This is a genomic window from Corallococcus sp. CA041A (genome assembly GCF_003612075.1).
GTDB classification, from domain to species: domain Bacteria; phylum Myxococcota; class Myxococcia; order Myxococcales; family Myxococcaceae; genus Corallococcus; species Corallococcus exiguus.
The window spans coordinates 1-19,864 of record NZ_RAWF01000185.1 but is presented as its reverse complement, the minus strand read 5'-3'; the positions used below and the strand labels follow the sequence as shown (position 1 = coordinate 19,864).

16 protein-coding genes are annotated in these 19,864 nt (G+C 69.3%); 4 read left to right on the top strand and 12 right to left on the bottom strand.

Annotated elements, in window-relative coordinates:
• Positions 1-21 precede the first annotated feature (21 nt).
• The 4 genes from rnc to D7V77_RS28325 are packed head-to-tail and all read right to left on the bottom strand — an operon-like array spanning position 22 to position 4,391.
• Positions 22-795 (bottom strand): ribonuclease III, encoded by a 774-nt coding sequence (gene rnc / locus D7V77_RS28340; protein ID WP_167548050.1) that lies wholly within the window; start codon positions 793-795, stop codon positions 22-24.
• A gap of 14 nt (positions 796-809) precedes the next feature.
• Complete coding sequence (locus D7V77_RS28335) at positions 810-1,673, bottom strand: hypothetical protein (protein ID WP_169821508.1); 864 nt, start codon at positions 1,671-1,673, stop codon at positions 810-812.
• The gene (locus D7V77_RS28330; RefSeq protein WP_120579422.1) at positions 1,673-2,818 is read right to left on the bottom strand and encodes an acyl-CoA dehydrogenase family protein; all 1,146 of its coding nucleotides are present in this window, start codon (positions 2,816-2,818) and stop codon (positions 1,673-1,675) included. The genes D7V77_RS28335 and D7V77_RS28330 overlap by 1 nt, the downstream gene beginning before the upstream one ends.
• A 43-nt stretch (positions 2,819-2,861) precedes the next feature.
• The gene (locus D7V77_RS28325) at positions 2,862-4,391 is read right to left on the bottom strand and encodes an acyl-CoA carboxylase subunit beta (RefSeq protein ID WP_120579421.1); all 1,530 of its coding nucleotides are present in this window, start codon (positions 4,389-4,391) and stop codon (positions 2,862-2,864) included.
• Between the two features lie 217 nt (positions 4,392-4,608).
• On the opposite strand from D7V77_RS28325, the gene D7V77_RS28320 reads away from it, so the two are divergent.
• Positions 4,609-4,989 carry a YtxH domain-containing protein gene (locus D7V77_RS28320; protein ID WP_120579420.1) on the top strand — a complete coding sequence of 127 codons (381 nt, stop codon included), beginning with the start codon at positions 4,609-4,611 and terminating at the stop codon, positions 4,987-4,989.
• Positions 4,990-5,069: 80 nt separating this feature from the next.
• On the opposite strand, the gene D7V77_RS28315 is transcribed toward D7V77_RS28320, so the two are convergent.
• On the bottom strand, positions 5,070-5,846 hold the full coding sequence (locus D7V77_RS28315; RefSeq protein WP_120579419.1) for an enoyl-CoA hydratase-related protein: 777 nt from the start codon (positions 5,844-5,846) through the stop codon (positions 5,070-5,072).
• A gap of 105 nt (positions 5,847-5,951) precedes the next feature.
• On the opposite strand from D7V77_RS28315, the gene D7V77_RS28310 reads away from it, so the two are divergent.
• The gene (locus tag D7V77_RS28310; protein ID WP_120579418.1) at positions 5,952-7,946 is read left to right on the top strand and encodes a TIM44-like domain-containing protein; all 1,995 of its coding nucleotides are present in this window, start codon (positions 5,952-5,954) and stop codon (positions 7,944-7,946) included.
• A gap of 24 nt (positions 7,947-7,970) precedes the next feature.
• On the opposite strand, the gene D7V77_RS28305 is transcribed toward D7V77_RS28310, so the two are convergent.
• The 5 genes from D7V77_RS28305 to D7V77_RS28285 form a co-directional block, all read right to left on the bottom strand.
• A complete protein-coding gene (locus tag D7V77_RS28305) occupies positions 7,971-8,945 on the bottom strand; it encodes a hydroxymethylglutaryl-CoA lyase (protein ID WP_120579417.1) in 975 nt (324 codons plus the stop codon).
• A gap of 20 nt (positions 8,946-8,965) precedes the next feature.
• On the bottom strand, positions 8,966-9,685 hold the full coding sequence (locus D7V77_RS28300) for a methyltransferase domain-containing protein (RefSeq protein ID WP_120579416.1): 720 nt from the start codon (positions 9,683-9,685) through the stop codon (positions 8,966-8,968).
• Between the two features lie 13 nt (positions 9,686-9,698).
• Positions 9,699-10,898 carry an aminotransferase class I/II-fold pyridoxal phosphate-dependent enzyme gene (locus tag D7V77_RS28295; RefSeq protein WP_120579415.1) on the bottom strand — a complete coding sequence of 400 codons (1,200 nt, stop codon included), beginning with the start codon at positions 10,896-10,898 and terminating at the stop codon, positions 9,699-9,701.
• Between the two features lie 62 nt (positions 10,899-10,960).
• The gene (locus tag D7V77_RS28290; RefSeq protein ID WP_169821505.1) at positions 10,961-11,941 is read right to left on the bottom strand and encodes a phosphatase PAP2 family protein; all 981 of its coding nucleotides are present in this window, start codon (positions 11,939-11,941) and stop codon (positions 10,961-10,963) included.
• A complete protein-coding gene (locus tag D7V77_RS28285) occupies positions 11,938-14,412 on the bottom strand; it encodes an RND family transporter (protein ID WP_120579414.1) in 2,475 nt (824 codons plus the stop codon). Before D7V77_RS28285 ends, D7V77_RS28290 begins: the two co-directional genes overlap by 4 nt.
• Positions 14,413-14,843: 431 nt before the next feature.
• On the opposite strand from D7V77_RS28285, the gene D7V77_RS28280 reads away from it, so the two are divergent.
• On the top strand, positions 14,844-16,400 hold the full coding sequence (locus D7V77_RS28280; RefSeq protein WP_120579413.1) for an aminotransferase class I/II-fold pyridoxal phosphate-dependent enzyme: 1,557 nt from the start codon (positions 14,844-14,846) through the stop codon (positions 16,398-16,400).
• A gap of 9 nt (positions 16,401-16,409) precedes the next feature.
• Positions 16,410-17,591, top strand: a complete 1,182-nt coding sequence (locus D7V77_RS28275; RefSeq protein ID WP_120579412.1) for an N-acetyltransferase — start codon at positions 16,410-16,412, stop codon at positions 17,589-17,591.
• An 84-nt stretch (positions 17,592-17,675) separates the two neighbouring features.
• Here the strand turns inward: D7V77_RS28275 and D7V77_RS28270 are convergent, their stop codons facing one another.
• Both D7V77_RS28270 and D7V77_RS28265 read right to left on the bottom strand, forming a co-directional pair.
• Positions 17,676-18,311: a phospholipid-binding protein MlaC gene (locus tag D7V77_RS28270; protein ID WP_120579411.1), complete on the bottom strand. Its 636-nt coding sequence runs from the start codon at positions 18,309-18,311 to the stop codon at positions 17,676-17,678.
• A 66-nt stretch (positions 18,312-18,377) separates the two neighbouring features.
• Positions 18,378-19,862, bottom strand: coding sequence for a TolC family protein (locus D7V77_RS28265; protein ID WP_233597282.1), 1,485 nt, complete (start codon positions 19,860-19,862; stop codon positions 18,378-18,380).
• Between the last annotated feature and the right edge of the window lie 2 nt (positions 19,863-19,864).

The following is a 19,864-nucleotide window of genomic DNA, read 5'->3' as shown; positions in this document are numbered from 1 at the left end:
CCCCTCCCCCTCCAAGGGCTTTCACGCCGGAGGGTCGTCCGGTGAAGGACCTCCCGGGATGGGCGCCACGACAGCCGGGGATGCCAGGGAAGCCGACTCCTCCTTCAGGCGCTCCAGCGTGGTGCGCGCGGCTGCCTGCTCGGCCTCCTTCTTGTTCCGGCCGCTGGCTCGGGCGTACACGGCCTCCCCAATGCACACCTCCACCTCGAACACCTTGGAGTGCTCCGGGCCCGTTTCCGCCACCACGCGGTAGCGCGGCGACAGCTTGAGCTTCTCGTGGGCCAGCTCCTGGAGGAGCGTCTTGTAGTCCAGGCGGCCCGCGCCGGAGGCCACCTCCTCCACCAGCTCCCCGAAGATGCGGTCCACCAGGGACAGCGCCGGCTCCAGGCCGCCGCTCAGGTACACCGCGCCCAGCACCGCCTCCATCGCGTCCGCGAGCAGCGAGTTCTTGTCGCGGCCTCCGGACTGGGACTCGCCTCGGCCCAGCAGGAGCAGCTCGCCCAGGCGCAGGCTCCGGGCCACGCGGGCCAGGCCCTCCTCGTGGACGATGCGGGCGCGCATCTTGGTGAGCTCGCCTTCGGGGACGCCGGGGCAGCGGTCCATCAGCCGGTGGCTCACGGCCAGGTCCACCACGGCGTCGCCCAGGAACTCCAGGCGCTGGTTGTCCTTGAGGTTCTGGTCCCGGTTCTCGTTGACGTACGTCTTGTGCGTCAGCGCTTCCAGGGCCAGGTCGCGCTTGGAGAACTGCACGCCCAGGCGCGTCTCCAGGGTCTGCACCCGCTCCACCAGGGTCATCTTCTCCACGCGGCTCACTCCTGGGGGGCGTCCGGGCCCACGAGTCGCACGGCCTCGGGAGCGACCTTCAACAGCTCGGCCACCAGCTGCACGACGCCGGGGAACTCATCCAGTTCGAAGCGGCCCGCCCACACCTTGCCCTGGGTGCCCGCCAGGAGGCCCCGGAAGGTGCGCCCGGCGATGCGCGCGGCCGCGAAGCGGTAGGCCTTGCCCTCCACCTGCAGCTGCGCCAGCAACTCCAGGCTGCTGCGCGGCGGCACCAGCGACTGCGGGCCGAACTTCTCTACAATCTCCACGAAGCGCACCGGCTCCGCGCCCGACGCCGCCTGCGGAGCGCGCGCCACGGGCTCGCCGAGCAGCGCGGACAGGTAGCCCGTCAGCGCGGCCTTCTCGCGGAACTCGGACAGCTCGATGACGTGCCCGGCGGCGGTGACCAGCTCCTCGAGCCCGCGGATGGCCTGCGCGATGCGGAAGTTGCCCTGCCGGTCCGCCACCAGCTTCACCGCGAGCTGGCCCTCCCGCACGTCCGTGGACAGCACCAGCGACTGCGGATCCACGTCCGCCGGCAGGCCCAACAGCTGCAGCTCCTCCGAGCGGCGCTGCAGGTGGAAGACGTGGTCGCTGAAGGTGTCCAGCAGGAGCGCCTGCATCTCCTCCGCCGCGTCGATGGCGGACAGGAGGATGGGCGTCATGCCCACCACGGCTGGCGGCGCGATGGGGATGAGCCGGTCCCCCATCACCTGGAAGGTGATCTCGGTGATGAAGTCCTTGGTGATGGGATTCACCAGGGACGCGGCTTCCAGGTCCAGCACCACTTCGACGCCGGACGGCTCCTCACGAACCTGGAGCCCCAGCTCTCGCAGCCGAGCGGTATCCATCAGGCGCCTTTGAAGGTCTCGCGGGCGATGATGGTCCGCTGGATCTCGCTCGTGCCCTCGCCAATCTCACAGAGCTTGGCGTCGCGCAGGTAGCGCTCCACGGGGAACTCGCGCGTGTAGCCGTAGCCGCCGTGGATCTGCACGGCCTTGTTGCACCCGCGCATGGCCGCCTCGGAAGCGAACAGCTTCGCCATGGAGGCCTCCTCCGAGTACGGCTGACCCGCGTCCGCGAGCCGCGCCGCGCGGTGCACCAGCAGCCGCGCCGCCTCCAGCTCCGTCTTCATGTCCGCCATCATCCAGCGCAGTCCCTGGAACTCGCCAATGGGCTGGCCGAACGCGGTGCGGTCCTTGGAGTACGCCACCGACTCCTCCAGCGCCCCGCGCAGGAGGCCCACCGACAGCGCGCCGATGGTGATGCGGCCCTTGTCGAGGATCTTGAGCGTGTCGATGAAGCCGCGGTCGACCTCGCCCACGATGGCGTCGTCACCGACCTCCACGTTCTCCATGATGAGCTCGGCCGTGTCCGACGAGCGCATGCCCAGCTTCCCGTGGATGGAGCGCTGGCTGAAGCCGGGGATGCCCTTCTCCAGCACGAAGGCGGTGATGCCCTTCTGGCGCTTCTCCGGCGACGTGAGCGCCAGCACCACGAACACGTCACCCACCGTGCCCTGGGTGATGAACATCTTCGCGCCGTTGAGCACCCACTTGTTGCCCTTGCGCACGGCGGTGGTGCGCATGCCGGACGCGTCCGAACCGGATCCCGGCTCGGTGAGGCCCCACGCGCCCAGCCACTCACCGGAGGCGAGCTTGGGCAGGTAGCGCTGGTGCTGCGCCTTGTTGCCGAACACGCGCACGTGGCTGGTGCCCAGGCCGTTGTGGCTGGCCACCGTGAGCGCGAGCGAGCCGTCGTAGCGGGCGATCTCCTCCACGGCCACCGCCACGGCGAGCGAGTCCATGGCCGCTCCGCCGTACTCGTCGGAGACGAGCATGCCCAGCACGCCCAGCTGCCCCAGCTCCTTCACCACCTCCATGGGGAACTTCTCGTCCTTGTCCCACTCGCGCGCGTACGGCTTCACGCGGCGTTCGCAGAATTCACGGAGGGAGGCCTGCAGGGCGCGGTGGCTTTCAGGAAGTTCGAAGTCCATGGTCGGGTGCGGAATCTAGAGCGTGAATGCGGGTGGGGGAACTTCAGACGGGGTGGACGCCGTGCTTCTTCTCCGCACGGGGCTGGAACCGGTCCGCATAAAGCGAATAACGCTGCATCAATTCCCCGCGCAGGGAGTCGCCGGGGACCACGGCGTCGATGATGAGCTCGCTGGCCAGCTTGAAGATGTCCACGTCCTGCTTGTACTCGTCGCGGAGCTTCTGGACGAAGGCTGGCCGCTCGGCCTCCGGCAGCTCTTGGATCTTGTTGAAATAGACGGCGTTCACCGCCGCCTCCGGGCCCATCACGGCGATCATCGCCTGGGGCAGCGCCAGCGTGGCCTCCGGAGCGAATCCGGGCCCGCTCATGGCGTAGAGGCCGGCGCCGTACGCCTTGCGCACCACCACGCAGATGCGCGGCACACTGGCCTCCGACACCGCGGAGATCATCTTCGCGCCCGCGCGGATGATGCCCGCGCGCTCCACCTTGGTGCCGATCATGAAGCCCGGCACGTCCGCCAGGTACAGCAGCGGGATGTTGAACGCGTCACACAGCCAGATGAACCGGGCCGCCTTGTCCGCGCTGTCCACGAACAGCACGCCGCCCTTGTACTTGGGCTGGTTCGCGACGATGCCCACCGGACGGCCGCCAATGCGCGCCAGGCCGGTGATGAGTTCCTGCGCGAAGAGCTTCTTCACGTCGAACCAGCTGCCCTCGTCGATGAGCTCCGCGATGAGGGCGTGCATGTCGAACGGCTTGTTCTGATCCGGCGGGATGATCTCATCCACGCGCTTGCCGCTGTGCTTGGGCGCCTTCAGTTCGACCGTCGGCGGGGCCTTGGAGAAGTTCTCCGGGAAGAAGGCCAGGTACTGCTTCGCGGCGGCGATGGCGTCCTGTTCGGTCTTCACCAGCACGTCGCCCACGCCGGACACGGAGCAGTGCATCTTCGCGCCGCCCATCTCCTCCAGGGTGACCTTCTCGCCGATGACCATCTCCGCCATGCGGGGGCTGCCCAGGTACATGGAGGCGTTGCCCTCCACCATGATGACCAGGTCGCAGAACGCGGGGATGTACGCGCCGCCAGCGGCAGAAGGGCCGAAGAGCAGACAGATTTGAGGGACGAAGCCCGACAGGTGGACCTCGTTGTAGAAGATGCGGCCCGCGCCACGTCGGCCGGGGAACATCTCCACCTGGTCCGTGATGCGCGCACCCGCGCTGTCCACCAGATAGAGCAGCGGGCAGCGCAGCGCCTTCGCCGTCTCCTGGATGCGGAGGATCTTCTCCACCGTGCGCGCGCCCCAGCTGCCTGCCTTCACCGTGGAGTCGTTGGCCATGATGGCCACCGCGCGCCCGTCGATGCGCCCGACGCCGGTGATGACGCCGTCGGAGGGCAGCTCCGGGTCCAGGTTGTTGGCGAGCTTGCCGTCCTCCACGAAGGAGTCCGCGTCCACGAGCAGCTGGATGCGCTCGCGCGCGAAGAGCTTGCCCGCCTCCGCGTTCTTCGCGTGGTACTTGGGCGCGCCGCCCTTCTCCACCTGGGAGACCTTCTCGAGCAGTTTCTGATCTGAGGACATGGCCGTCGTCCCATACCAAGAAACCCCTGGCCTGGCTGCCTTCTTGCCATGCCGGCCACCAGCCGTGCCGTCCAACGGACGACGCATGAGGCCACGGAGGAGCGCTTCGGGGGGGTGTCGCTTGGGGCTTCCCTGCCTACCTTCATGCTGCACGGGGGGTGTGCACCCAGGCGGGCCACACTCGCCCCGTGAACCGCATCCGGCCCAGGAGGGACCCATGTTCAGAGCGAAGAAGGCGACGTGGCAGGCGAAGGCTTTTGCCAAGAGCAAGCTGTACCGCCAGTTCCTTGCGCACCAGCTGCTGGATCAGCTGCCCGACTACGCGGACAAGGCAGGCAAGGTCGCGCGGAAGTCCTGGGACAACTTCGACCCGGACGACGCGCTGCGCTATGTGGGATTGACGACGTACAAGCCGGCGCGCGTGGGCATGGGCGGCCTGGGGGCGTTCCTGCTGGGCGCCGCCGCGGGCAGCATCGTGGCCCTGCTGATGGCCCCGAGCCGCGGCACGGAGCTGCGCACCACCGTCAAGGACAAGGCGATGGGCTACATCAACAAGCAGGGCGTGAACATCGGCGGCGAGAAGACCGCCAGCGCCTGAAGCTGAGTTGAGGGAAGCAACCAGGGGCAGCATGTCCGCGGGCAACCGCGGGCCTGCCGCCCCTGTCGCTTTCGGAGGACTCAGCGGCCTTTATAGACAGGAGGACGCTTCTCCGCGAAGGCGCGGAGCCCTTCCAGCCGGTCCTCCGTCTTGAGCACCTCCTCGTACTTCTTGAGCTCCAGCGCCAGTGCATCGTCCAGCTCCAGGCCGGTGCCCTCGTCGATGGCGTGCTTGGCGGTGGCCACGGCCACGGGGGCGTTCTCCACCACGGCCTCCGCGAGCTGGAAGGCGACCTCCAGCAGGTGCCCTTCCGGAGCCAGCCGGTTCACCAGGCCGATGGTGAAGGCCTCCGCCGCGTTCACGCGCCGGGCGGTGAGGATGAGGTCCTTGGCGCGCCCGGGGCCGATGAGCCGGGACAGCCGCTGGGTGCCACCGCCGCCGGGGATGATGCCCAGCTTCACTTCCGTGAGGCCCATCTCCGTGGCGGGCGAGGCGACGCGCAGGTCGCACGCCAGGGCCAGCTCCGTGCCGCCGCCGAAGGCCGCGCCGTTGATGGCGGCGATGAAGACGCAGTCGCTCTTTTCAATCGAGCGCAGGGTGACGCGCAGGCCGTTGAGGAAGGCGCGCACCTCGTCTTCCGACATGGTGGTGCGTTCCTTGAGGTCCGCGCCCGCGCAAAAGGCCTTGTCGCCCGCGCCGGTGAGGATGACGGCGCGCACGGCGCGGCCGGAGGACACGCGGGACACGAGCGCGTCCAGCTCCTGGTGCATCGCGCGGCTGATGGCGTTGCGGCGGCTCTCCCCGTCGATGGTCCAGATCTCGATGGCCCCTCGGGCCTCGACCTTGAACTCCGGCATCTTCGCTCCCCGTGACGGGCCGCGCTGGGCGACCCGCGTGAATGGCGCGCAGCCTGAAACCTGTTCCCCAGTCTGGCAAGCCGTAAACGGATAGGATCCTGCCCCATGTCTTCGCGCTCAACGACGAAACATCCGTGGCGGTGGCTGCCCGGCCTGGTCACCGTGTCCCCCCTGCTCGTGCTCGCCCTGCCGCTCGTGGCCCTGGCACGCGGCGGTGGAGGCGAGCACTACACGTCCGGCCGCGACCGCAACAACGGCGGCGGCGGGGGCGACGGCCTGCCCTTCTGGCTGATCTTCGACCTGATCCGGCTCATCTTCCTCTACCCGAAGGTGACCGTCCCGCTGCTGATCATCGGCGGCGGCGCGTACTGGCTCTACAAGCGCAACCTGCACCCGGACGCCACCACCCGGCGCGCGTTGGATCAGCGTGAAGCGGAGGTGCGCACGGAGGTGTCCGGCCGCGACGTGCAGGGTTGGGTGAACGCGCTGAAGCTCAAGGACCCGTCCTTCCAATTGGAGCCCACGCTGGAGAAGGTGCGCTGGCTCTTCATCGAGCTGCAGAAGTCGTGGTTCCGCCGGGACATGACGCCGGTGCGCCCCTTCCTGTCGGACGCGACGTGGCAGCGCTTCAACGTGCAGCTCGGGCTGATGCAGGCGCAGGGCGTGCGCGACGCGCTCGCGGACATGAAGGTGCTGGACGTGCAGCTCATCGGCCTGCACCAGACCCCGTGGTACGACAGCATCCACGTGCGCGTGCGCGCCAGCATCCGCGACACGGACGTGCCCGCGAACCAGACGGACGCGCAGGCCATGGCCGCCGCCAGCAAGGTGGCGCCGGAGACGTTCACGGAGGTGTGGACCTTCGTGCGCAAGCCCGGTGCGCAGACGCGCATCGGTGAGGACCTGTTCCAGGGCAAGTGCCCCAACTGCGGCGCGCCCTACAAGGGCGGCGCGTCCAACACCTGCGAGTTCTGCAACGCGGTGGTGAACTCCGGTAACTACGACTGGACGCTCTCTGAAATCACGCAGGGCGTGGAGCACGTGCGCCACCACAAGCAGGTGGACGGCCTGATGCAGGCGCGCGCGGACGACCCGGCGCTCAACCTGGAGATGCTGGAGGACCGCGCGTCGCTGCTGTTCTGGAAGTGGATCGACGCGCAGAGCCGCAACGAGACGCAGCGCCTGACCAAGGTCGCCAACGCGGACGCCCTCACGAAGCTCAACGCGGAGCTGGGCCAACTGGCGAAGCAGGGCCGGCGGCGCGTCTTCCTGGAGTGCGCGGTGGGCGCGGTGGACGTGCGCGCGCTGGAGGTGCACCCGGAGTCCTTCGACGAGGCGCAGGTGGAGATCCGGTGGAGCGCTCGCATGGGCATTGGCCCCGCGAACGAGAAGCCGCCCAGCCTGCCCACGGTGCCGCAGCGGTGGGTCTTCACGCTGCTGCGTCGCCACGGCGCGAAGACGAACACGGACACCGGTATGTCCACGGACCGCTGCCCGCAGTGCAACGCGCCCACCACCAACAGCGCGGCCAACACCTGCGAGTTCTGCGGCACGGTGCTGGGCAACGGCGAGCGTGACTGGGTGCTCGCGTCCGCCCTGCCCTTCGAGTCCTGGAACGTCCACCACGCGCAGCGCACGTCCCGCAACGCGGCCCGCTACCAGGAGGCCCGCCGGGCCGAGCGCGGCACCGTCGCCCCCCCGCCCGTGGACGTCGGCGGACATGGCGTTGACGACGGCGTTGACGATGGCGACCGGGTGGTGACGGACGTGAAGGAGCGCGAGCGGCTGCTCTACATGATGGCCGCCATCGCCGCCGCGGACGGCGAGGTCTCGAACGCCGAGCGCCGCCTGCTCAAGCTGTGCGCGGAGCGCTGGAGCGTGTCGTGGGCCAACGTGGAGATGGCCCTCAACGCCGGGCCCCAGCTCTTCGAGCGACTGGTGCCGCGCGGCAGCCCGGAGGCGGAGGTGTTCCTGCGCCACATCGTGGAGATGGCGCTGGTGGACGGCCGCATCGACCGCAAGGAGCGGAAGATGCTGCAGATCGCCGCCCAGCACCTGGGCCTGGAGGAGAAGCTTCCGGCGCTGATCGGGGACCACTAGCCACGGGGTCCCCGGTGGGGAGGCTCAGGTCTGCGCGCGGCGGGTGGCCTTCTTGTCCCGCTCGCCGAGCGCGGCCTGGAGGTACTTGCCCGCGAGCTTCCGGCCGATGAGCTCCTGGGCGATCTCCCCGGCCTCCACCAGCTTGTCCAGGTCGATGCCGGTGTCCACGCCCATGCCGTGCATCATGAAGACGGCGTCCTCGGAGGCCAGGTTGCCCGCGGCGCCCGGCGCGTAGGGACAGCCGCCCAGCCCGCCGATGCTCGCGTCGAACGTGGTGACGCCCGCGGACAGGCCCACCAGCGCGTTGGCCAGCGCGGTGCCTCGCGTGTCGTGCAGGTGCAGCGCCAGCGTGTCCACCGGCATGTGCTGGAGGAGCGCCGTGAGGATCTCCTCCGTCTGCCGGGGCGTGCCCACGCCAATCGTGTCGCCCAGGCTCAGCTGGTAGATGCCCGCGTCCACCAGCTGCCGGCAGATGTCCACCACGCGCTCCACCGGGACGTGTCCCTCGTAGGGGCAGCCCCACACGGTGGACAGGTAGCCGCGCACGCGCATGCCGGCCTTGCGGGCGGCGGCCGTCACTTCCTTCGCGCCGGCCAGCGCCTCCGCGATGGTCTTGTTGATGTTCTTCTTGGAGTGGGCCTCCGACGCGGAGATGAACACCGCGGCCTCCTCCAGGCCCGCCGCCTGCGCGCGCTCCAGGCCCTTCAGGTTGGGCACCAGCGCGGAGAAGACGACTCCGGGGCGGCGGCCCACCTGCTTGAGCAACTCCTCCGCGTCCGCCAGCTGGGGGATCCACTTGGGCGACACGAACGACGTCACCTCGATGCGCTTCTCCCCCGCGGCGACCAGGGCGTTGATGAGCCGCGCCTTGTCTCGGGTGGGCAGCGTGCGGAGCTCGTTCTGCAGGCCGTCGCGGGGGCCGACCTCGTACACGTCGACCCGGCGGGGCAGTTGCCCCAGCAGGCCGACCCGCGTTCGCGATGTCTCTTTCGGATCCACTGGACGTGTCCGGGGCTCCGTCACCGGCGCCCGGCTCCCACGATGAGGTCGGTCGACTCGGGTGTCATCGGCGCGGAGTCCAGGCCGCCGTGCACCCACTGCACCGAAAAGCCCGTGCTTTCCAACAGCCCCTTCAGTTCCGCAAGAGGATAGTAACGAAGCGTGTACGCCGCCCGCAGCACGCGACCGTCAGGCAAGGTGAGCTGACGCTGCCCGACATCCCTTCCACGCGTCGCGTCGAAGCGGCTCTCCTCCTCCAGGAGACTCCCATCCGGTAACCGCTCGCGGAACGATGCGCCCGGACTTCCGGCCAGCCGCTCATAGGGAACCGTCTGGAACACCAACCGCCCGCCGGGCCGCAGCGCCCGAGCCACCTCGCGCAGCACCTGGACATGCTCCGCGTCGCTGAAGGCGAAGAGTGTCGAATACCAGGCGTAGGCGCCCCCCAGGGTCGCGTCCTGGAAGGGCAGCGCCCGCAGGTCGCCTCGCACCACGGGGAAGCCGGGGCGGCGCAGGCGAAGGGACAGCGGATCCAGCTCCAGGCCCACCACCCTGCCCGCGAGCGAGCCCTCCGTGTTGAGCCGCGCCGCGTGCCGGCCGTGGCCGCAGCCCAGGTCCACCACCGGGCCCTCCACGTCCGCGAACGCCCGGGACAGGTAGTCGACTTCCCGGGCCGTCACCGACTCGGAGAGGTACGGCAGCGTGCTGCGCAGGTACAGCTCTCCGAAGAAGTCTCTCACGGCCGTGCGCGCTTCAGCGCTTGAGGGCGGGCAGCTTCTCGCGCAGGCGGCGCACGGCTTCGTCCAGCACGCCCTCCGTCTTGCAGAAGGCGAAGCGCGCGAAGCGCTGTCCCAGGTGCCGGTGCTCCGGGCCGTAGAAGACGCTGGGCGGGATGCCCGCGACGCCTACCTCCGTCACCAGGTGCCGGCAGAAGGCCACGTCGTCCGCGAAGCCGTACCCGGCGATGTCCGCGAGGATGAAGTAGCTGCCCTCCGGCGAGAAGGCCTGGAGCCCCGCCTCGCGCAGGCCCGTGAGCAGCCGCTCGCGCTTGGACGTGTAGAGCGCCGTCAGCTCCTGGAAGTAGCTGTCCGGCAGTCGCAGCGCCACGGCCATGGCGGCCTGGAACGGCGACGCGGTGGCGAAGGTGACGAACTGGTGCGCGCGCTGCACCGCGTCCCACAGCGGCGGCGGCGCGATGATCCAGCCGACCTTCCACCCGGTCAGGCTGAAGGACTTGCCCGCGCTGCTCACCGTCACCGTGCGGTCCGCGAGCACCGGCACCGTGGCCGCGCGGATGTGCTTCGCGGGGGCGAAGACGATGTGCTCGTAGACCTCATCCGCCAGCACCTTCACGTCGTGCTCGGCGCAGAGGTTGCCCAGGAACTCCAGCTCCTCGCGCGTGAAGACCTTGCCCGTGGGGTTGTGCGGCGAGTTGAGGATGAGCAGCCGCGTCTTCGGACCGAAGGCTGCGCGCACCTCGTCCCGGTCGAACCACCACGTGGTGTGCTCCGCGTCCGGCGGGCGCAGCGGCACGAAGCGCGGCGTGGCGCCCACGAAGGCGATGTTGGCGTCGTACGAGTCGTAGAACGGCTCGAAGGCCACCACTTCATCGCCCGGATCCACCAGGCCCAGGATGACGTCGAGGATGGCCTCCGTCGCGCCGCTGGTGACGGTGACCATCGTGTCCGGATCCACGGCGTGGTTGTAGAAGCGCTGCGCGTGCTCGGCGATGGCGTTGCGCAGGTCCTTGGCGCCCATGCCGGGGGCGTACTGGTTGACGCCGCCCTGGATGGCCTTCCACGCCGCTTCCTTCACCGCGTCCGGCCCGTCGAAGTCCGGGAACCCCTGCCCCAGGTTCACGGCCTGGTGCTTCAGGGCCAGCGCGCTGAACTCGGAGAAGACGGTGGTGCCGAAGCGGGAGACGCGTTGCGCGAGCACGGGCCGGGGGGACATGGGTCAGGCCTCTGGAGGCCAGCGCACGTCCACCCCGAACCCCGGGGCGACCGGCTGGCGGTTCAGGGCCGGACGATAGCGTCCGCGGGCACGGAACGCGCGCCTTGTTCCACCGCGCGCTGCCGGGCGGAGCGGGACAGGGCCAGCGCCAGCCCCGTCACCACCATCACCAGGGGCACCGCGCAGATGAGGTCGATGGCGTAGTGGAACCGCCCCGCCAGCGTCGCGAAGATGAGCCCCATGCCCGGGAAGAGCATCACCCAGAAGAAGCGGCGGGCGAACCGGAACGCGTAGAAGAGCACCACCAGCATCACCCCGGTGTGCCCGGACGGGAAGCAGTCCCGGGTGTACACCGGCGTGCGCATCATGGACTCCAACAGCGGCGTGAGGATCCACCCCTGCGTCGCCGGCCCGTCGAACGCGCCGATGAGGAAGTACCGGGGCCCCACCGCGGGCACCAGCGAGTACGCCGCGTAGTTGAAGCCCAGGAGCAGGCCCAGACCCAGCAGGTACTCGTCGAACGCGGGCGTGGACCCCCTGCCCCGGGCGTACAGGTAGACGCCCAGGAGCAGCGGCCACATGAAGTGCCCGTAGTAGCAGAGCATCAGCACGTCGTTGAGCCAGGGCGGAATCACGTGCGCCAGCGCCACCGCGGTCTGGAAGCCGAACAGCTTCTGATCCACCGCGATGAGCTGGGCGTCCTTCACCACCGGGTTCATCCAGTCCACGATGGGCCCCAGCCACCCGTGGGCCAGCGCCGACACCGGCAGGAGCCAGAAGTCCGCCACGATGGCGATGAGCGGCTGGCGCGGGAAGCGCGCTTCCAGCATGCGCATGGCCGGCAGGCCCAGCGCGAAGAAGAGGAAGAGGAGCGCGTTGCGGCCGGAGTGCGGAGCCCAGCGGGCCGGACCCACGCACACCAGGGCGGCCACCGAGCAGGCCACCATGAGGACGAGGTCCACCTGCCGGAAGCGCACGAGCGCTTCGTCCGAGGACGTCACGAGGGGCCGCACGCGGCCTTCGCTGAATGACCAGATGCTCACGCCGATTTGCGCTCCCCCGGCGACTCGGCCGGCAGCTCGCCGGCCCCCCCGAGATTGAGGCTCCGCACCACCGCGCCCGACTCCGGCGCCACCGCGGACCGCCGCCCCTTCCACCGCTCCAACAGCGCCAGCATGGCCGGGAAGAACACCGTCGTTCCCAGGAAGGTGCTCACGACCCCTAGTAGGGCAATCTGTCCGATGCTGCGCAAGCCCTGGTGGTTCGCCACGAGGAGCGCTCCGTAGCCCGCCGCGTTGGACAGGGTGGCCACCACCGCCGCGAAGCCGGTGTTGCGCACCACCCGGCCCAGCGACCCGGGGCCCTCTTCCTCGTACCGGTGGAACAGGTGCACCGAGTTGTCCACCGCGATGGCCAACAGGTTGGGCAGCACCACCGCGTTGATGAAGTTGAGCTGGACGTCGAACAGGTACATCCCGCCCGCCAGGCACGTCATGCCCAGGAACAGCGGGCCCGCCACCAGCAGCGCGCGCTTGAAGCTGCGCAGGCTGGCGAGGATGACCAGGAACACCACCACCGCCGCGGACCAGAGGATGAACGGCCCGTCCATGCGCACCAGGGAGAAGATGCGCGCGGCGATGCGGTTGCTGTCCAGCACCGCCAGGTCGATGCCCTTCGCCTTCGCCCCGGCCACCACCTCATCCAGCTGACCCGCCCAGCGGTGCAGGTCCTGCGTGTCGTAGTTCGACACGGACGGGAACAGCAGGAGGAACATCCCCTTGCCGTCCAGCGCCTCGAAGCGGCGGCGCGCCTCCACCGGCAGCTGGTCCAGGCCGTAGGGCTTCGCGTCCACCATCTCCCGCAGGTCCTTCACGCGCGGGTCCTCCTGGGCGGACTTCGGCAGCCCGTCCAAGAGCGTCCGGATACGGCCCATCTCCGCCTCGTGGCCCGCCACGTCGGACGGCACCAGGTCGCTCAACGACGCGGTGCGCAGGAACACGGAGTTGGCGCCGTTCTTCGCCTTCACCTGGGCGATGACGGCCTCCACCTCGCGGACCTGCTCCAGCGTGTCCACGGAGAGGATGGCCGGGTTGAGCGGCGCGCCAATCTGCTCCGTGATGTGGTCGTCCAACCGCGACGCCGGCGAGTCACCCTTCAGGTTGCGCAGGTTGGTCTCGAAGCCCAACCGGGGCGCGATGCCCACCGAGTACGCAGCGAAGCCCACCACCGACAGCGCCACCGCGACGATGACGCCCGTGGGCCAGCGCCGCCACTCCTTCGCCGGTGCCGGAGCAGGAGCCGGGTCCACGAACGGCGCGGAGGTCTGGGCGGTGGCTGCCGCATCGCGGCGGAACGGGCGGATGCGCTCCGCGATGGCGAGCAGCGACGGGCCCAGCGCGTACGCGGACAGCACCGCCATCAGCACGCCCACGCCCGCGAGCAGGCCGAACTGCTGGAACGCGTGGAACTGCGCCAGCACCAGCACGAAGAACGCCGCCGCGTTGGTGAAGGCGGACGTCAGCGCCCCGCTGAAGGTGCCTCGCACCGCCGCCGTGAGCGCCTCCTTCACCCCGAGCCGCTCGCGCTCCTCCCAGTAACGCATGGTCAGGTGGACGCCGTACTCGATGCCCAGGCCGATGAGGATGGCGACCAGGAAGCCCGTCACGATGTTGAGGTGACCGATGGCGCCCTGCGCGAACGCGAACGTCAGCACCAGCCCCACCATCACCGGCACACCCACCACCGCCAGCGCGGAGATGCGCCGGGTGGCCAGCAGGATGAGGCCTACGGCGATGAGCGCGGACAGCATGCCCGCGTTGGACAGGTCGCCGCGCATCACCGCGTCCTCTTCGATGCGGTTCTGGAAGTTGCCCGTCGCCTCCAGCGTCACGCCCGGGTACTTCTCCGCCGCCAGCTTGCGGCCCGTGTCGAACACCGTGGCCACGAAGTTGCGCGCGAACTCCAGGTCCCCCGCCGTCCCTGACGGCTTGATCATCAGATAGACCTCGGTGCCCTCCTTGTTCGCCAGCGTCTCCGGCAGCGCCGTGTCCGGGGTGTGCTTCTTGGCGATCTCCTCGAAGGTGGGCGGCGCCTCCTCCGTGCCCAGGTCCACGAAGAGGGGGCTGGCGCGCTCCCTTTCGTAGCGGACGCGGGCCTCCAGGTCCTGACGCAGGGAGGCGACCTCCGCCGTGGGCAGGAGAAGCAGGCCGTGGCGGCGGAAGAAGGCCACGTCATAGTGGTGCTCGACGTAGCGGACCGTCGGCAGGGCCTCCAGGCGCCGCTGGAACTCCGTGGCGTAGGCCTTCAGGGCCTCCGGGGCCGCCCCCTTGGCCATGATGACCAGGTAGCCGTCTCCGCCCGCCTTCTCTGACACGCGTGTCAGATCCCGGACCTCTGGGGCTCCCTCCGGGAGCAGCTCCACGAAGGAACCCCGGAACTCCAGACGAGAGGCGAAGAAGCCCGCGGCGACCGTCACCAGGGCGACAGCGAGCAGCACCTGCCAGGGGCGCGACATCGCTGCCTGGATGAAGCCCTCGAACCACCGCTGCCGTCGTGCTTGAGACACCGTCTGCTCCTCTGATGCTGGCCGGCATAGCAATAACCCAGCCATGATCCAGGCCCCCGGAACAGATGGCCCCTCTCAACCCATTCCCCGTGTGAACCCATGTGTGCCCTGGGTGCAGAAGCATCCACTGGCGAACGAAGGTCCGGGGGCGCGGCGTGCCACCAATGCGGCATGACTGTCAAGGCGCGCCCTGACACTGATGCCCCACACCCGGTGCAATGGGACCGTCCCCGCCTTGACAGTGCGGTTTTCCCTCTTTATTGACCCCCTCGCGTCGTACCCCCTGGGTGTTCACGCGGCCGGGCAATCCGATCCTGGAACGCGCCCTGCACATGGAAAGCGGCTCGGATCACACCCTCCGACGCGTAAGAAAGACCACCATGAGCGACGTGTTCGACAAGTGCCGTACCTGGAAGGACTACCGCATCGCCAAGGCCACGGGGCTGTATCCGTACTTCCGGGCCATCGAGGCGTCGCACGGTTCCACGGAGGTGGAGATCGAGGGGCGGCGGGTCATCATGGTGGGTTCGAACAACTACCTGGGCCTGGCGGCGGATCCGCGCGTGAAGGAAGCGGCCATCAAGGCGACGGAGAAGTTCGGCACCACGTGCTCCGGTTCGCGCCTGCTCAACGGCACGCTGGCGCTGCACGAGGAGCTGGAGGCGCGTCTGGCCAAGTTCCTCAACCGTGAGGCGGCCATCGTCATCTCCACCGGGTTCCAGACGAACCTGGCGCTGGCGTCCATCCTGGGCCGGCACGACATCGTGTTCAGCGACCGCGCGAACCACGCGTCGCTGGTGGACGGCGTGCGCCTGTCGTTCGCGACCGAGCGCAAGTTCCGCCACAACGACATGGATCACCTGGAGCAGCTGCTCGCCGCGGCGGAGCCGGGCGCCGGGAAGATCATCGTCACGGACGGCGTGTTCTCCATGGAGGGCGATGTCTGCAACCTGCCCCGCATCGTGGAGCTGTCCAAGCAGTACAACGCCCGCGTGATGACGGATGACGCCCACGCCATGGGCGTGCTGGGCGAGCTGGGCCGGGGCACGTCGGAGTACTTCGGCCTGGAGAAGGACGTGGACCTGGTGATGGGCACGTTCTCCAAGAGCTTCGCGTCGCTGGGCGGCGTGCTCGCGGGCCCCTTCGAGGTCATCAACTACATCCGCCACAAGGCGCGCTCGGTCATCTTCTCCGCGTCCATGACGCCCGCGTCCATCGCGGCGGCGCTCAAGTCCACGGAGATCATCGAGGCGGAGCCGCAGCGCCGCGAGCGCCTGCTGGACATCGCGGAGAAGATGCACAACGGCTTCCGCGCCATGGGCTTCGACACGGGCGTGTCGGTGACGCCGGTGGTGCCCGTGCACATTGGCGACCAGGTGAAGTGCTTCCGCTTCTGGCGCGCGCTGCACGAGGCGGGCGTGTTCGCGAACCCCGTGATTCCGCCGGCGGTGGAGGCGGGCCACGCGCTCATCCGCACCAGCTACATGGCCACGCACACGGACGCGCAGCTGGATCAGGTGCTGGACACCTTCGAGAAGATCGGCCGCAAGCTCAACGTCATCCCGGAGACGCGCCCCACGGTGTACGAGCCGGTGAAGATCGCCCGGCCGGGCAGCGCGGTGCGCAGCAACAAGGCGAGCGAGACGTGGGCGGCGGGCAGCGCGGGCCTGCTCGCGGACAAGGGCTTCTCCCTGGAGCAGCTGTCGCGGATGTCGTCGCGGGAGATGGCCGGGAAGTTCTTCGACGCGGTGGAGCAGCTCACCTGGCGCGCGGCGAACCTGCAGCCGGAGGACCTGCGGCGTCTGGGCGGCGCGCCCAAGAAGCTGTGGGAGAAGCGCAGCGAGCTGGGTGGCGTGCTCCTGGAGAAGGGCGCCCAGCTGTTCATGCGCAACGGCAGCGACAGTTCCGACGGCGGCAACCAGGCCGAAAGGAACTGAGCCCCACTCATGGCCCACCCCGCCAAGCACGAAGACGCCTCCGCCTCCCCTACTCCCATGACCACCGACGTGCAGGTGACCCCAGTGCGCGGCGCGGCGGACCGGACGGCGTTCATCCGGCTGCCGTACTCGCTCTACCGTGACGACCCGAACTGGGTGCCGCCGCTGGAGATGGAGCGCCGCGACTTCCTGGACCCGAAGAAGAACCCCTTCTTCGACTACGCGGAGGTGGAGCTGTTCCTCGCGCGCCGCGGGCAGGACGTGGTGGGCCGGGTGGCGGCCATCAAGAACCCGCGCCACATGGAGTTCCACGGCACGAAGGAGGGCTTCTTCGGCCTCTTCGAGTGCGTGAACGACGCGGGCGTGGCCCGGGGCCTCCTGGACGCGGCCAGCGCGTGGCTGAAGGCGCGCGGCATCGACTCCGTGCTGGGGCCGGCCAACTTCTCCTCCAACCAGGACTGGGGCCTGCTCGTGGAGGGCTACGAGAGCCCTCCCGCGCTGATGATGCCCTACAACCCGACGTACTACGCGGGGCTGCTGGAGACGTGCGGCTTCACCAAGGCGAAGGACCTGTTCGCCTTCGAGCTGTCCGCGTCCACGCCGCCGCCGGAGAAGGTGGCGCGCATCGCGGAGAAGATCCGCCAGCGCGAGGGCGTCACCGTGCGCGCGGTGAACCTGAAGGACTTCCCCGCCGAGGTCGCCCGCATCAAGCAGATCTACAACGCGGCCTGGGAGAAGAACTGGGGCTTCATCCCCTTCACGGACCGCGAGTTCGAGCACATGGCCAAGGAGATGAAGGCCATCGTGCGTCCGGAGCTGGTGCTGATCGCCGAGGTGAAGGGCGAGCCCGTCGCCTTCTCCATGACGCTGCCGGACGCCAACGAGGCGTTCAAGGCGGCCAACGGACGGCTCACGACGTTCGGCCTGCCCATTGGCCTGGTGAAGCTGGTGCTGGCGTCGCGCAAGCTCAAGCGGCTGCGCCTGCTCACGCTGGGCATCAAGGAGGGCTACCGGCGCCGCGGCCTGGACGCCATCCTCTACCTGGACACCCTGCGCAACGCGAAGGAGCTGGGGTACACGGGCGGCGAGATTTCGTGGACGCTGGAGGACAACCACCTGGTCAACCGCGCCATCGAGTCCATGGGCGGCCAGCGCTCCAAGACGTACCGCGTGTTCCAGCGGCCCGTCTGACGTCGTCCTGAAACACTTCCGCCCGGGCGCTTGAGGCACCCGGGCGGAAGGTCACTGCTTGAAGTCGTTTGGAAGCGCCCTGCCCTACTTCACCTGCGGCGCGGCGCCCGAGCCCCCGGCGGCGGACTCCTTCACGGAGGCCGCGCTGGTGCCGGCGTTCTCCTTCTCCAGCTGGGCGCGCTTGGACTTGAGCGTCGTCAGCAGACCGTCAAAGCCCTTGGTGGAGAGGATCTTCTTGAACTGGCCGCTGTAGGTGTCCACCAGGGAGACCTCGTCGGTGATGACGTCGTAGATGCGCCAGTCGGCCTTGGGCGAGGCCTTGTAGAGGCGGTAGTTCACGGGCACCTGGTCCGTCTTCACGGTGAGCTCGGTGTCGACCGTGGCCTCGGTCCCCTGCACGCTCTCCTTGCCGTACTTCACGTCCGCCTTCGCCTGGCCGATGGCCTTCTGGGCGTACGAGGCGCGCAGCAGGCCCGTCATGGTTTCCGTGAAGTCCTTGCGCTGGGCGGCGGTGAGGCCCGCCCAGGCCTTCTCACCCAGGGCTCGCTTGGCGAGCTCCTCGAAGTCCACGAAGGACTCCACGACGGTCGCCAGGGACTGCACATTGGCGCCAGGGGCGTTGGCCGCCTTCTGCACGGCGGCGTTGCCGTTCTTCACCACGTTGAGCGGGCTCACGGGAGCGGCGGCGAGCAGCGTGGCGGCAAGCAGGGAAGCAATCATATCGATGAAGCTCCGGTTTGAAGTTCAGGTGTGACGACACCTGTGAGGACTGGCAGCCTGGAAGGGTTATTCATCCGTCGCGGGGACGGCACCGGTGACGCGGGCGAGTGACGCCAATCCGACGCGCACGTCGTGCCAGCTCTTGCCTCGCTCGGCGGAGGCCTGGGCCAGCGCGGTGAAGGCGTCCACCAGCTCACGCGTGTCTCCGGTCCCCAGGTCGAAGGCGGCGTAGGCGGCGGTGGCCCAGCGCTTCGCGTTCTTCTCCGCCTCCGTGAAGGACTTCGCGCGCGCGTAGGACGCGGCGAGCTGGCTCTGCACCTGGGTGACTTCCAGCTGGATGCCGGCCTTGAGCGTCAGCTCCTGCGCGTGCAGCTTGTCCAGCTCCGCGCGGGCCTGCGCCAGCTGCGCGTCCTTGATGGGGATGTCGAAGGTGCCCCGGATGACCAGGCCCAGGCCCGCGGTGCGGTCGTTGAACGGGTCATACGCGAACGGGCTGCGCTGGCGCGTGGCGCTGCTCGTCCAGCGCACGTCGTAGTAACCCGCGAGCCCCAGGTCCGGGTAGTAGCTGCGCTCGCGGATGATGACCTCCTGCTCGCGCGCGATGATGCCCGCGGCGATGGCCTTCAGCTCCGGGCGGCGCTCGTTGGCCTGCTTCAGCGAGGTCTCCAGGTCGGGCACGTTCACGTCGCCCTGGAGCGGCAGGTCCTCCTCCATCACCTCCACCTGCTCGTCCGGACCCGCGCTGGCGAGGAGCCGGATGGCGGTGAGCGCGAACTGCTCGCCCTGGACGGCGGTGGCGCGCTGAGACTCCACCAGATGGCGGAAGTACCCCAGCTTGTAGGTGTCCAGCTTCGTCACCTGATCCGAGTCCTCCTTGAGGAGCGCGTCGATCTTGTCGCCCGCGTCCTTGAGGCGCTTGGACACGTCCTCCAGCTGCTTCAGGCCGGCCCGGGCCAGCTGGTAGCCGTAGTACGCCTGCGCGGCCTGGAAGCCGGCCTCCGCGCGCACGCGCTCACGCAGCGCCGCGCCCACCTTGGGGCCCTGCTCGCCCGCCTTCTCCAGCGCGGAGAGCTTGCCGAACGTGTACAGCGGCAGCACCGCGTTGCCGGTGGAGAACACCGTCACGCCCACCTTGCCGAAGTTCCAGTCGCCTTCCAGCGACGCCTCCGTGGTGGGCGGGCCGCCCAGGCCGTTGTTGCGCGCCTCGGGGACGGGGCCGCCCGCGCCCAGGGTGATCTCGAACCGGGGGAACCAGGCCCAGCGGGCCTGATCATAGAGCGCCTGGAACTTGCGCAGCTCCGCGCTGGCCTCCGCCACGCGCGCGTCCTGCGTGCGCGCCCGCGCCACCAGCTGGGCCAGGGTGATGGGCCCCTTCAAGGGCTTCGTGGCCTGGGAGGTGCCCGGGGCCTGGGTCTGGGCCTCCTCCGGGGCGCCCCTGGGAGCGCCAGGAGTGAGGTCACCCCGAGCGCCGTCTCCCGAGCCGGGGGCGATGGGTGACGTGCCCAGGTCCTGCGCGCCCGGCTCGGGAGACGGCGCTCGGGGTGACCTCACTC